Source organism: Bacillus thuringiensis, from assembly GCF_022095615.2.
Classification (GTDB): domain Bacteria; phylum Bacillota; class Bacilli; order Bacillales; family Bacillaceae_G; genus Bacillus_A; species Bacillus_A cereus_AG.
Map to the genome: position 1 here is coordinate 504,598 of NZ_CP155560.1, position 13,393 is coordinate 517,990.

Here is a 13,393-nt window from a genome sequence, read left to right on the forward strand (position 1 = left end):
GAGATTTGAAAAGGAAGTGAAAATATCACTTCTTGAAACCATTATAGTTACAATGAGAATGATTTTCAATTGAAATTGATATGTAATTCTGCATACATAAGATGTCAATATGAGGTGATCTATCCGAGGTTTAAAGTATTCTTATAGAAGGAGAGAACAACTTTTCAAAACTATGAATGGGATGGTAGCTGGTTTTTACATACGTTGGTTCTATAAGTGAATATTTTGTTGTTTTTTTATTGTACATTCATTGTATGTAAATAAACACTCAATTGTTGATAAAGTTGTATAATTTGGAATTATTAAACAAAAAATAAGGGTTATATGTTATAATAAAGGTGCAATAAGGTTCAGCATCCTAATTTTATTGTGTATATTTAGCCTATGTATGTCGTTTGTATTAAAAATAAGAAGTCTCTCAAAAAGAGGCTTCTTATTTTTTGTATGGAGGGGGTATTAAAGATGAATGATTATTATCAAATTTTTTATTTACTATCAACAAATCTTTTACATACATGTTCAGAGGTATTCCGAAAGTAGAACAGAGAATATTAATGTATAAGAGAATTATTTAATTGTATATTAATATATAACAATTATAGCATTTTATGTTAATATTAATATGCTAGGAAATGAATTATATAAGGCAAATGAAATTATTTGTAATAATAAATTATAGAAATAAGGGGATTACAGTATGAAACTAACAAAAATGCTTATAATAGGAGCTACACTTGCTACGACGACATTAACATCGTTAGCGAATGTACAAGCAGATACAGTATTTAAAGATGTTCCTGCAAATCACTGGTCTTATGATGCAATTATGCATCTAAAAGATAAAAAAATGATAGCTGGCTATGGAAATGGAATGTTTGGATTAGGCGATAATATTACGCGAGGACAAGCAGCTCGTCTGCTTTATGTGTATCTACAGCCATTACTTGTAGGTGATAGGTTTGAAGATCAATTTAAAGATGTAAAAGGTACTATGTTTGAAAAAGAAATTTATGCTGTTGTCAGTTCTGGTCTTATGAATGGATATGGGGATAATGAATTTGGACCAAATGATGTTTTAACTCGTGAACAATTAGCGGCAATTTTACAAAAAACATTTAATTTAAAGCAACAATCTATTACTACTTTTAATGATGTGGAAAAAAATTATTGGGCTACTGAGGCGATTAGTGCCCTACAAGAGAACAAAATTGCTGTGGGCACAGGTGATAATTTATTTGAGCCTAAAAAAGTAGTAACTCGTGAGCAGTATGCACAGTTTCTATATAATGCAATGCGTAAGTTAGAGAAGCCGGGACAACCTGAAGTAATGCCGTTGGGGATACCGAGATCCATGGTGACAGATGATTTCACTTTTGATAAATCGTTGGTTGATATTGTTCCTGTGTATAGTAAATCTATATCTAAAGAGGCGCAGGATCTCATTAATGAGATAAATTTGAAATATGATCTAGATATAAAGTATTGGGAGACAAGTGCTGTATTACATTTAGCTTCATCTAAAATGGCAAAAGAAAATAAAGATTGGTATGGACCATTGAGTATAGATGAAAAGGGCGGTAATAATTTTGCTATTAGCTTCGAAAATCATAAACCATCTATTGAATTGACGAAAAGATGGATTACTATGATATACCCAGATTTAAATTTAGACAAAGAGATTGATAAATTGGTCAAAAATATAAATATGGAATATGTGTTTGAAAAAGGCGGACATAAAATAAAAATGGGACAAACAGCTAATTATAAGGGCTGGCGCATTTATATTGGTGAATAATTAACCCTTTTCGAGGGTTTACACTGACAGGAGAAGTTATTATTTGTGATTGGAGACGTAAGTAATTGGTTAGAAACAAATATTGACCATGTAGCGTAGAATTTTAATAAATTATGAAAAATTTACGTCTAGGAGCTAATTTGGGTAGGGCTAATAGAAATGATGAAGTTTATAAAAGAAAATAGAGAAGAGCATTTTCGTAAATTAATTGCTAGTAATGAGCGGGAAATTGCAAAAAAGAAGAGTTAATTAAAAAATTAACTCTTCTTTTTATTTAAAATTAAACTTAATTTCGATACCCGTTATACCACAGTTTATTAATTAGATTGTGTCTAAGATTAATTTTTACTATAAAAGAGAGTTAAATGGGAATAAATTAGCATTCGTAAGCCAAATTTCATAGAAAAATAGACCTTCTTATAAGAGGGATACATATTATTAGGGGTAACTAAAAAACGAAATAAAAAGGATATTTTAGGTTAAAAAAATTTAAAAGGCCTTGTCATTAGAGACAGGGCCTTTCAAAAAGGGACACAATTGACAACTGAAGGTGACTTCATATTACCATTTTTGGTATTTTAATTCCAGGTATCCATGTTGAGAAATAAAATGATTATTTTGTAGAGTGTGAGATGGGGGATACTGCTTATCAATTTTCCAGGACGGGAAGGAAAAAGCAAAATTTTTTATTTGCTTTAAACAAAGGATAGGAGAAGTACTTTTGCTTAGTAAAGCGTGTTAATCATAGATCAAAGTTATGTAAAAAACGGTTTTTAGGATAGTTGTCCTTTTTGTTTTAAGAAGAGAATATATTTTCTCAACAGGACAAATCGTAATCATATATAAGTACTATTTATAAGGATAATAAGAAAAATAGAAATTAATAATAAAGGAGAATGCGAAATGAAAACAGTAGTAACTGATAGAGATTTAGCTGAAATCCGCGAAGAAGACGTAGATGTTCTAAAAGTAATGGCACATCCGGTTCGATTACAAATTGTAAATGAATTAATGCACCATAAAATGTGTAATGTTACGCAATTAACGGAAATATTAAGACTCCCACAATCTACTGTTTCACAGCATTTATCAAAATTAAGGGGAACTGTACTTCGTGCAGAAAGAAAGGGATTAGAGATGCATTATTATATAGATAATGCTAAAGCTCGTCAGATTGTAGGAATCTTAGGCTTTTAGATTAATAGTATGTGAAAAGTTTCCTGTATGGTAAAGATTCATCAGAAGTACAAGCTGTCCAACAAGCTTTTAAAGCAGCTTATATTTAATTTCTATATAGTAAAGTGTCAGCTTTTATATACTGTTACGTATAAAAAAACGTTTTGTATTATAAGTAAGTACAGGCTATTCATATGAGAAAAATTTGTTAATTAGATAAATTTAAAAACCTTATAATCGAATTAATTAATATAATTCGGCTATAAGGTTTTATTTTAAATATAATAATATTTACTGTGATTTTTTATCGAAGAATAAATTTAAATCTGTTTTGTCTGTGTCATCTGCTAAAGCGTTGTGTATAATATCATTTAATAATTGCATTTTTTCTTTTTCAAAGAATGGGACACTAATATGATAAGGTGTTCCTGCTTTTTCAATTCTTAAAATTGTTTGAATGCCGCTACCTGTAATTCCAATACCTATTAGTAGAAAAATTAACCCACCAATAAAACTATCACTCAATGTACCTAATCCAAATAAGAAGATCAGAATTCCTAAAATAATTGGTTTGAAAAAATACTTGGTAGATAACATAGCTCCAGAAATATTTTTTAGAGGAATGTTTTGTTGGTCTTTACCAGCAGGAATAAATCCTAATAATGTGTTTGATAAATTGGTTTTTACAAACCGATTATCAACGTCTACTCTACCTTTTATCCAAAAGAATAATAAGCTAGTTGAAAATTCAAGTCCTTTCATCTTGTCATCTCCTGTTATAAATTGTTAATAATAAAATTGCAATATTAGTATATTAGCATGAAAAGAAAAAGATGTATATAAGTTTTTATAGAAAGAAAGAAATTTTTTGAGGGAATTTATTATCTATATATAATACATCTGATGAAAACGATTTAAGTATAAATAAGAAAGTGAAAGGTAAGGTAGCTGTTAAAAAGATGTAACTAAATAGGCGGCATACATAAATTAAATATATTACTAAAATAATAATCTTTCTTATGCTTTACCGAAAGTAAAGCTTGAGTTTTAAAATTAAAAGAACAGTCAGTTCACATTATGTAGAAAAGAGAGTAAATGAATTCTATAATGAAAAATAGAAAATACGTTTTTACTGCTAATTTAGGTACAATGAAAATGGAAAGATCATTTTGCGACACAATAATAAAAAATGGTCGCTCCTCAGGGCTATACTTGATATTTGTGAAATATCAAATATCCTCTTTTGAAGAGATGATGTAAGAATTGGAATTGTTTTGTTCCATATATTTTCGTAACGTTCTTAAGCGATTTTGTAGTTGTTAGTTTAATCACAAATTAAAAGGAATATTTGGTGTTTAAAAATGAATTAATATAAGATATTAAGTATTAATTAATCTGTATAAGGGAGTGAGTAAGTATGAAGAGAAAAATATCAGTTGTTGGTGCGGTAATTGTTAATGAAAATAATGAAGTTTTATGTGCATTACGTTCTCCTAAAATGACATTACCGAACTATTGGGAATTTCCAGGTGGTAAGATAAACAAGGGAGAAGAGCCACAAGCTGCATTAATTCGTGAAATTAAAGAAGAGCTCGGATGTACAATTGTTGTAGATGAGAAGGTAGAGGAAGTCGAGTACGAGTATAAAGCTATTATTGTTCATCTTACTACATATAAAGCAAGGATCTTGGCAGGTAAGCCTAAAGCTCTTGAGCATGCAGAGCTAAAATGGATGAGTAATAAAGGTTTAAAGCATTTAAAGTGGGCACCAGCTGATATTCCTACCGTAGAAGCACTGTAGGAATATTTTAAGGAAATATCCTTGAGAAAAATAACTCTATTATGTAATATATAATTATATTATTCGTTTATTAGATTCCGTTTTATTCCCACACCTTATGTGTTGTGGTTGAGTTGTAGAAGCAAGTTTTGTTCTTGTTTCAATTTTGAAAGGGCTTCTTTGAGCCGATTAGTGTATACAGCTTATTTTGCTATGCACAATTAATCGACTTAAAGGAGTCCTTTTTGGTTTGTTTAAGTGGGTATATAAAGTAGGTTTTAAGCTAAAAAGAAATATGGTTGTTTAAAAGGAATGTGTAGTGATGAATTAAAACATTTAGTATCTAACGAAAAGAGCTATATGAAATCACATTAAGGATGATCTTAAGTAGAGACAAGAGACAAAAGTTATAAGTACATGGGGAGAGTGAGTTCTCTAAATTTATAGAGAACCTAATAATTCTTTTATAGAAGAGGAGAAGGCCAAGTGAGAACAACTGGAGAAAGATATGTAATTAATGGAGAGTATGTAATAGAACAAAAGGCTCTACATAATGAGATTATTGAATCATTTTTAAATAAACATCCACAGTAAGAAAAAGAACTGGAAGCCATATTACTTGGTGGTGTTTCTGCTGCTGGAAAAAATTCAATTTTTGAGTAAAGGGATTTACAACGTTTTTTTAGTGGTTACAGGAGGGAATAGTTTAGGATTGAAATAGAACTTATATCACGTGATTTAATAATAGGATATGTGCTGCCTTCGTAGATATTTCTGTGATATATATTTAATTTATGAATTGCAAAGGTAAATTTCATGAGAGGAAGTCTTATAAATTAAGAAATGTACGATAGATGAGTAATATACACTTAAACAGACTATTTACTAATCATAGAAGAGTTTTTTTAGTATTATATTAATTAGAATACAGCGTAGTAAATTAACGCCTTAGGAGAGAATATATGAATCATTTTATTGTTATGCAAGGACATACTTATCAAGAGGAAAAAGAATTAGAAATTATTTGGTCGCCTAAAAAGGATAGAGGCGGTAATGTACCACATTCATGGAAAAGAATGATGGATGTAAAAAATGGAGATCGAATCTTTCATTATGTAAAAGGGGATATTGTAGCGGTTAGTATTGCTGAGGAAGATTGTAAGGAATCGAATAAACCGTCGATTATGAAAAGTCATGATCAATGGAATGATGAGGGCTATTTGGTGTCTTTAAAATATCATGAGTTGGAAAAACCAATTAATATACGTGAGAAATTTGAAGAGATATCGCAGTTGTTGCCAATTAAATATTCACCTTTTCAATCAGATGCAAAAGGAAATCAAGGATATTTATATCCATGTAATGAAGAATTAGCCCTCAAATTAATTGAACTAATTAGTGATTTAAACATTTATGAGAAGAAAAATGAGCAATTAGAATTATCCGTTGATGAGGTAAGAAGGACTGAAAATAATACATTGATTCCTGTGATATCTGAAACGGAGTCAGAGGTAAAAGCTACAATACGAATTGGACAGCAAAAATTCAGGAAAGCATTAATGGATCTATGGAACGGAAAATGTGCATTATGCGGAATAAATTTGCCAGAGTTATTAAGAGCAAGTCATTCAAAGCCATGGAAAGATAGCACAAGTATGGAGCGATTAAATTCTTATAATGGTGTGTTACTTTGCTGTAATCATGATGCCTTGTATGATAAAGGGTTTATTACATTTGATGGCCAAGGGCGATTGCATATTTCGCCATTAATAGTAGAAACAGATTATTTGATATTTGGATTACAACCCAAAGCAAAGGTAGAAATTCGCCCAGAAAATAAATTATACTTTAAGTGGCATAAGAGGAATATTTTTAAAACAAAATAGTATAGTTCATAATTTCAATTGTATGAAGAACATAAGAGAATTGAAGGAGATTGTTACATGAGTAACTGTAGTCAATGTGGTACAGAAATGATTATGCAATTGCAAGATAGGTATAGAGAATATTGTCCAAAATGTCATGATCTCAGGCAAAGTAGCTTAGAATATTATAATTTACAGGAGCTACTAGAATATATGGAAGCAAATGAATACATGAGTAAGGAAAGTATGTTACATAACTTTCTAAAGTGGGAATTTGAGTTAACGAATGGAAGTGTATTTAGGTTATATTTAGATGTGGATAGATACGATCAAGTTGGTGATGAGAGCCTTTCAAAACAACTAGAGGAATATATGAAGGGAATCCGATTAAAATTAAATGTTAAATATGAGGACGATTATATCTGGATTAAGGTGGATTAATTGAGGTTCTATATTATAATGCGTGTTATTTTGAAAAGATAGTATGAAAAAGAGAGGAGATTAATAGTGATGCAAGATTTACAAGAGGCAGTAATAAAATTTCGAGACGAGAGAAATTGGGGTCAGTTTCATAATGCAAAGGATCTGGCAATTTCATTAAATTTAGAGGCAGCAGAATTACTTGAGACTTTTCAATGGAAGTCTAGTGAAGAAGCAACAGAAACTAAAATGCAGGAAATAAAAGAAGAAATAGCGGATGTAATGATTTATTTGCTGATGTTAAGTGATAAATTAAATATTAATTTAGAAGAGGCAGTACATGCTAAGCTACTTAAGAATGCAGAGAAATATCCAGTAGAAAAGGCATTTGGAAAAAATAAAAAATATAATGAACTGTAAAACGATTAACGTTTTACAGTTTTTTTGAGATAAATATGTAAAAGAAGAGGGATGGGAATTTGAATTGGATGTGTGTATTGGATTCAAATGGTATACAATATTCATCATTCTCAAATATTCTTGAATTTAAAAATTGGGGGTCATTTAATTGATATCAGTTGCAGCAAAATTATCTTCATTTGAAATAATTAAGAAGAAGCGAAAAGATTTTGAGCAAGGCAGTATGAAAGACTTTGAAATTGATAGAGTACCAGTAGTCTATATTCAAAGAGATAAGAAAAATGTATATGTAGGTAAGTCCACAGATATATATGAGCGTTTTGTTGCACATATAAGTGATGAAAGTAAAACATTCAATGAAGTTATTGTGATAAAAAGTGAATTATTTAATGAAAGTTCAATTAAGCATATTGAAACATTGTTAATTGTATATCTATCTGCAGATGATAAATTTAACTTACTAAATAAAGTAAGGGGCCAAAAGATTCATTCTTATAACGGGATTGAAAATGTTCAGAGTATGTTTCAGGCAATTTGGAATCAGTTAATTGAAGAAGGGATAGCTAGTGAGAAGTTAGGTGAGATACATAATAAATTTATTTATAAATATTCACCATTTAAAGACCTATCGGCTAATCAAATTGAGGTCTGTAAAGAAATTTTTAATACGATGCTTACCACATCAAATAGTCGACATTTGATTACAGGGGACCCAGGTACAGGTAAAACAATTGTATTAACAAACATCTTATATGCGCTTGCTTATGACAATGAAACTGGTAAAGCACGAGAGGGCTTGAATTATGAAGATATAGCACTTGTTGTTCCGCAAACTCACTCATTAAATTTATATAAGAGTTTAATGAACAAACTAGGTCTACAAAGTATTACAGTACTGTCACCTTCACAATTTATTAAGCAGGCAAAAAGTAGGGGTACAAAATATAAATATGTTTTTGTGGACGAAGCGCATCGTCTGAAACAATATTTTGGTAAACAAGCACGTGATTTAAAACATTTAGTCACTGATAATGGTTATACAACTGAGTTGGCGTTAATAGAAACATATGCATATCACTTAACTGTGGTTTATGATCCATACCAAACAATTCGACCTGCAGATATAGATACAGATGTATTTCAACGGTTGACAGTGAATTATAAGAGGCATCCCTTACATAAACAATTTCGTTTGAAATCTGGAGACCAATATCTAGCATGGCTGCGTAAATATCTACAAATAGCAAATAATGTTGGTGTTTATGAAGAAGGCTTATTGCAGGGTTATGACTTTAAAGTAATGGATTCTATTACAGAATTAAATGATTCTATGAAATCTTTAAATAAAGAATATGAATTATGTCGCGTAGTCTCAGGATATTCTTGGAAATGGGCTACACAAAAGGATAAGACTCTATATGATATCAAAGATCCTGTTACAGGTAATACATTTATATGGAACTCAAAGGTAAAAGATTGGATTAATTTTAAAAACAGTGTAGAGGAAATAGGATGTATTCATACTACTCAGGGTGCTGATTTAAATTATATTGGTGTGATTTTAGGAGCAGAAATTGATTGTTATTACACAGGTGAAGAAAATGGAGACTATGATTTGAATAAAGCAAAAATCATCGTCAATCCAAAAGAGTATAAAGATCGAAACGGCCTTCCTATTAAGGGGACGGATTTAAATGATGAAGAGTTAACAGCCTATATTAAACGTATTTATTATGTATTATTATCACGAGGGATAAATGGATGTTATGTCTATGCAGTAAATCAAAATATGCAAAAATATTTAAAGGAAGTAGTAAAAGTAAGTCAATAAATAACAATAGAGCCTTGATAGTAAAAACGTTGGAAATTTAGATAAGTTATGTATAAGATGATTAAAAATAAGGAGATGTCCTAGGGCATCTCTTTATTTTTTCATAAATTTAATTATTACAAATATAAATCGTAAACGAAATCTATATAAATGAAGGGGAGAGGTGGTATGGTAGGCTTAGTAAGCTTGGATCTAATACCAAACAATGTAAATCCTTTTCTTCTGACAAACACATCCAAAGTTATTAATTAAACCTATTAAACGATACGCGGAACAACAAAAGTCAGGGGGCTGAGAAATGTGCAAATTAAATGTAGTAATTGCGGATTTGAACAATATATGAAAGATCATAAATTCAATAGAGATTATAAAGATGATTACAATAAAGCTTTATTTGTTATGTGTGGAAGGAATGCTTGTGATACTTCTCAAATTAAAATCCCGAATGGTTATATTAGAGAAGCAATGTGGCTTGGTTCGTGGTCGATTATAAGAGATATAACTTTAGACGAATACAAAGGTCTTAAAAGAGCTAGATTTATTAGAAAATTGGCTGAAGAACCATGTCCCAAATTGTAATAGTAAAAATCAAGCTGAAAATCTGAATACTATCAACTAAAAGTAAAAACTGTTAAAGTTGAAGGATTGGAAGATTATGATTTTTTTGCACCTGAACAGGTAGAAAAAGGTGTGATTCTTGCACCATCAATGGATATATATACCCTAGGAAAAGTCTGTCAATGGTATGTATTCGAATACACGCATAAAGAAACAAATAGAAAAATTACTGATGTTTTAAATTCAAACCAAACAAAAATTATTGAAACAGTGGCGGTTAAAGGAAAATGGTCTAAATAACTATTAAGAGAACGACTCGCATTTTTCAAGAAACTTTAAAAGGCCTTACTACACACAAATTGTAGTAAGGCTCTTACTATTCAAGATAAAAAGTAACGACTTTATTATCTCTGTGCAAATAGGATAGGAATTAGAAAATAACGTTACCATCCCTCCGAAGAAAAGAGATTTTATTTTAAATTAAAGGTCTTATCCAAAGTTGAGAAAAATCCACATAACCAAAATATTTCATCTTAATATTCGTTAAATCTGATGAAAAAGGAATTTGACGTGTATCATAGTATAAGGGAATCATGATAGAGGATTCTATCAGTTCTTTTTCAAGATTCTTATTTAATAAAGCCCACTTTTCAAAATGTGTATGCTTGTACTTAGATAGTTGCTTTCTTAGTGATTCATTTGTTTTTAAGACTTTAGCCAATGGTGAATATCTAGCTGTTAAAAAATAATAAAATGATATCTCTTGGTTCATCTCGAATACTTCACCATGAATAAAAAGATCAACTTGTTCATTAAGTTTTTCATCCTTAAGATAGTTTTCAAATGGAACCCATTTAACTTGAAAAGGTATATTTTCTTTTTCTAAGATATTCATTAACCATTTTGTTGTCGCTTCTGTATACTGAGTAGCTTTTATAATAAGTGGTTCTTTAAATTCGGGACGTTTTCTTTTTGGAATATTGAATTGATGATCTATGTCTTTCAAACAGCTTTTAATATTTGGTTTTTTTTGAGAATCATATTCATGAATATGATTTATATTGTTAGCGATAATCGAATGTAAGTAATTACGAACTTCTATGTGCTGAATGGAAGAATCGCGCCAAGCATTCATAATTATAACGCCAAAACCTGAATTCCTTTCTACTTGAAAGGTAGAATTACATTTATGGTGTTTGGAAGATTGATAAATAGTATCAAATTCTAGGGGGACCTGAATGAATTCTACTATATCTAGCAAAGGTCTTTCTTGAAAATAATCATGAAATGCTATTAATGATGTTTTCTCCAGGTTATTCTCTCCTATATAAAAACCACCAGTTCCTATGATTTGACCGTTATTTTCTTTATAAATGCTTGTATTTATCATGCATAACATTTGTAAACAATAACTACACCCCTTTGGATAATGTATATCAATAATTAATGGTGAAACAACTTCTATTTTTTCTATGGGTGCCCATAAATCTTTATAGTATGTATGACTGCGTAATTTTGAGAGACATAGTTTCACATCAGACGCTGTTAAGATGGATCCATCATGAAATTTTATAGACTTTTTTAAATATAGTCTAAGCGTAGATTGAGTTAAATCCCAACTGTGAGCTATTTCAGGTAATATGTTCCCCTTTTCATCCATATAAACAAGTCGATTGAAAACGTTCGCGACAATATGTGCACTATGTACATCGGCAGCCTCGAGCGGATGTGTTGTTAAAAAGGGCTTTCTTCTAGGAATAATTAATTTATCATCTGAATTATGTATATAGCCAAATTTTGAATGAAACTTAGTCATCAAGCGTAGTTTGCTGTTTGGAGACCAATTATATAGTAAATATTTACTACTTTTTTCAACAGGCTGTTGGTCCATAATTTCCATTACATGTGACTCATAGATTTGTTCTATATTTTTCAACCATTGGAGAGAGGAGGGCTTTCCTCTACCTTTTCCAGAAATGAAAGTCAGCCAACCTTCATCCATCCATTTATGTAGGTAACGTACTGTTTGCTTTGTACTTAAATTTAAAAAATCTGCTAGGTCTTGTATTTTTATATTTCCTGAAGAAAATGATTGCCATAGATTCAGTAAATTTTTATCCATTTTCCTATCTCCTTTTATAAGTGGACATGTTTTTCTGAAGGTGTCCATTTTTAATTTGATAAGTCTAGTTTAATATAACATTAGACAAGGGGAGGAGATACGATGAATTGGAAAGATTTTGAGCAAAATATAAAAGTACGCTTAATTACATCGTTTTTTAATCGTGCTGTCACATCAGCAGTAATGCCTTTCATGGCATTGTTTTTTGCTCAAGAAATAAATAAAGTATGGGCCGGGTTATTTTTAATCTTAACCGTTACTTTAAGTTTTTTTTCAAATTTAATTGGAGGTTACATTTCAGATCGATTTCAACGAAAGAAAATCTTATTATTAACTTCTTTTTCTAGTACTTTAATGTTTTTATTTATGACTTTAAGCCTATTTCCTACAAATAAGATAATTTGGTTATTTGCAATCGCTTATGTAGGTTTTATTATAACTAGCAGTCTTGGGAGACCATCCATGCAAGCTATCATCATAGACTCAACTACACCGGAAAATCGAAAGGCTGTCTATACAATTGACTATTGGCTTATGAATCTTTCTATGGCAATTGGTGCAGCATTAGGTGGTTTTTTATACATTAATCACCAACAAGAGTTGTTTATACTACTGACTTGTGTTTCTGCTACAGTACCGATTGCTTATAAAATTTGGCTAGTTGCAGAAGTTAATGAGTGCTTAGAAAAAAGGCAGGGAAATATAGTACTTGATCTAATTCAAAATTATAAAATTGCTATTCAAGATAGAGCATTTTTAAGAGTTGTCATAGGGTCTACCTGCATATTTGCAGCAGAGTTTTCGTTAAACAGTTATATTGGTGTACGACTTTCAGAAACATTCAATCCAATAAGCATTGGGAACTTTGAAATAGTAGGAGTGAGGATGCTAAGTATTCTTAACATACAAAATATGCTTTTAGTAGTATGTTTAACATTTATTGTAAATAAATTTACAGATCATCTAAGTGGAAAAAAAGCGTTACTTTTAGGTCTTGTGCTCTATGGGATAGGTTATGTGGTAGTTACATCTGCAAACACCTGGTACGTACTAATTATTTTTAACTTTATTGCTACTGTTGGTGAACTTGTCTACTCACCAATTAGAAATGCAGAACAAGCTAATATGATTCCGGCTGATAAGAGAGGATCATATTCAGCCTTTGCGAGTCTATCAGATATTGGGGCGGACTTAATTGCAAGAATGACTATTATCGTCGGTGCATTCTTAATTCCTACGATGATGTCTGTTTATATTGGTATGATTGTAATAATAGGGGCATTTTTCCTATATAAGGGTCTGTTTGTTAGAACTAATAGTCAATCACAGGAAAGATTGAATAAAATTTCAATATAATATAATGCCTAAAATGAAATATACACTATTCTTTCTATAGAATCGTAGGATAGGTGTGTAAAGAGGGAGT

At 30.5% G+C, this 13,393-nt stretch carries 12 protein-coding genes and 2 pseudogenes; 12 read left to right on the plus strand and 2 right to left on the minus strand.

Going from position 1 to position 13,393, the window contains the following annotated elements; translation table 11 throughout:
- Nucleotides 1–697 precede the first annotated feature (697 nt).
- The 3 genes and pseudogenes from KZZ19_RS29200 to KZZ19_RS31270 all read left to right on the plus strand — a co-directional run.
- On the plus strand, nucleotides 698–1,795 hold the full coding sequence (locus KZZ19_RS29200; RefSeq protein ID WP_226546118.1) for an S-layer homology domain-containing protein: 1,098 nt from the start codon (nucleotides 698–700) through the stop codon (nucleotides 1,793–1,795).
- Nucleotides 1,796–2,698: 903 nt separating this feature from the next.
- The gene (locus KZZ19_RS29205) at nucleotides 2,699–2,992 is read left to right on the plus strand and encodes an ArsR/SmtB family transcription factor (RefSeq protein ID WP_088047567.1); all 294 of its coding nucleotides are present in this window, start codon (nucleotides 2,699–2,701) and stop codon (nucleotides 2,990–2,992) included.
- A gap of 11 nt (nucleotides 2,993–3,003) precedes the next feature.
- A pseudogene (locus KZZ19_RS31270) lies at nucleotides 3,004–3,081 on the plus strand (M4 family metallopeptidase); the annotation flags it as partial.
- Nucleotides 3,082–3,262: 181 nt separating this feature from the next.
- Here KZZ19_RS31270 and KZZ19_RS29210 read toward each other — a convergent pair.
- Nucleotides 3,263–3,733, minus strand: a complete 471-nt coding sequence (locus KZZ19_RS29210) for a hypothetical protein (RefSeq protein WP_237982293.1) — start codon at nucleotides 3,731–3,733, stop codon at nucleotides 3,263–3,265.
- 655 nt (nucleotides 3,734–4,388) lie between these two features.
- On the opposite strand from KZZ19_RS29210, the gene KZZ19_RS29215 reads away from it, so the two are divergent.
- From KZZ19_RS29215 to KZZ19_RS29250, 8 genes and pseudogenes are all read left to right on the plus strand, one after another.
- Nucleotides 4,389–4,772 (plus strand): (deoxy)nucleoside triphosphate pyrophosphohydrolase, encoded by a 384-nt coding sequence (locus tag KZZ19_RS29215; RefSeq protein ID WP_237982292.1) that lies wholly within the window; start codon nucleotides 4,389–4,391, stop codon nucleotides 4,770–4,772.
- Between the two features lie 465 nt (nucleotides 4,773–5,237).
- Nucleotides 5,238–5,411 (plus strand): annotated as a pseudogene (locus tag KZZ19_RS29220) (zeta toxin family protein); the annotation flags it as partial.
- Nucleotides 5,412–5,713: 302 nt separating this feature from the next.
- Nucleotides 5,714–6,637, plus strand: coding sequence for an HNH endonuclease (locus KZZ19_RS29225; RefSeq protein WP_088083639.1), 924 nt, complete (start codon nucleotides 5,714–5,716; stop codon nucleotides 6,635–6,637).
- A 57-nt stretch (nucleotides 6,638–6,694) separates the two neighbouring features.
- Nucleotides 6,695–7,057, plus strand: a complete 363-nt coding sequence (locus KZZ19_RS29230; RefSeq protein WP_097815722.1) for a hypothetical protein — start codon at nucleotides 6,695–6,697, stop codon at nucleotides 7,055–7,057.
- Between the two features lie 69 nt (nucleotides 7,058–7,126).
- Entirely contained in the window at nucleotides 7,127–7,456 is a 330-nt protein-coding gene (locus tag KZZ19_RS29235; protein ID WP_237982291.1) for a nucleotide pyrophosphohydrolase, read from the plus strand.
- 148 nt (nucleotides 7,457–7,604) lie between these two features.
- On the plus strand, nucleotides 7,605–9,287 hold the full coding sequence (locus KZZ19_RS29240) for a DUF2075 domain-containing protein (RefSeq protein ID WP_237982290.1): 1,683 nt from the start codon (nucleotides 7,605–7,607) through the stop codon (nucleotides 9,285–9,287).
- A gap of 300 nt (nucleotides 9,288–9,587) precedes the next feature.
- A complete protein-coding gene (locus KZZ19_RS29245; protein WP_237982289.1) occupies nucleotides 9,588–9,866 on the plus strand; it encodes a hypothetical protein in 279 nt (92 codons plus the stop codon).
- Between the two features lie 66 nt (nucleotides 9,867–9,932).
- Nucleotides 9,933–10,145, plus strand: coding sequence for a hypothetical protein (locus KZZ19_RS29250; protein ID WP_237982288.1), 213 nt, complete (start codon nucleotides 9,933–9,935; stop codon nucleotides 10,143–10,145).
- A 175-nt stretch (nucleotides 10,146–10,320) separates the two neighbouring features.
- Here KZZ19_RS29250 and KZZ19_RS29255 read toward each other — a convergent pair whose 3' ends face one another.
- Nucleotides 10,321–11,967, minus strand: a complete 1,647-nt coding sequence (locus KZZ19_RS29255; protein WP_237982287.1) for an ABC transporter substrate-binding protein — start codon at nucleotides 11,965–11,967, stop codon at nucleotides 10,321–10,323.
- A gap of 102 nt (nucleotides 11,968–12,069) precedes the next feature.
- Here KZZ19_RS29255 and KZZ19_RS29260 point away from each other — a divergent pair, with 102 nt between their 5' ends.
- Nucleotides 12,070–13,323, plus strand: coding sequence for an MDR family MFS transporter (locus tag KZZ19_RS29260; RefSeq protein WP_226546110.1), 1,254 nt, complete (start codon nucleotides 12,070–12,072; stop codon nucleotides 13,321–13,323).
- Nucleotides 13,324–13,393: the final 70 nt, after the last annotated feature.